Source organism: Stenotrophomonas sp. GbtcB23, assembly GCF_019091045.1.
Classification (GTDB): domain Bacteria; phylum Pseudomonadota; class Gammaproteobacteria; order Xanthomonadales; family Xanthomonadaceae; genus Stenotrophomonas; species Stenotrophomonas rhizophila_A.
The window spans coordinates 1-239 of sequence record NZ_JAGXKC010000650.1 but is presented as its reverse complement, the minus strand read 5'-3'; the positions used below and the strand labels follow the sequence as shown (position 1 = coordinate 239).

The 239-nt window shown below is 69.0% G+C and carries 1 pseudogene; it reads right to left on the bottom strand.

Annotated elements, in window-relative coordinates:
- Window positions 1-209 (bottom strand): annotated as a pseudogene (locus KVS69_RS20445) (ATP-dependent DNA helicase Rep); the annotation flags it as partial.
- Window positions 210-239 lie beyond the last annotated feature (30 nt).

The window sequence follows — 239 nt, the reverse complement described above, 5'->3', positions numbered from 1 at the left end:
CGCTGGTACACCGACTCTTCCTTGCAGGTGCTGCGCAGGTCGGATACCAGCCCCGGATCCTTCACCAGCTTCCCCACCAGGTCGCCCGAGCTCAGCTTGGGCATTTCCGCGCGCAGGTCGCGCAGAATGTCGGTGAAGCGGCTCAGGCTGTCGGCGGTGCGCGGCGGGAGAGGCGCCAGCGCGACGATCGCCTCCCCCGCATGCTCCATCGGCCGTTACTTGCCCCAGGCCAGCACGCC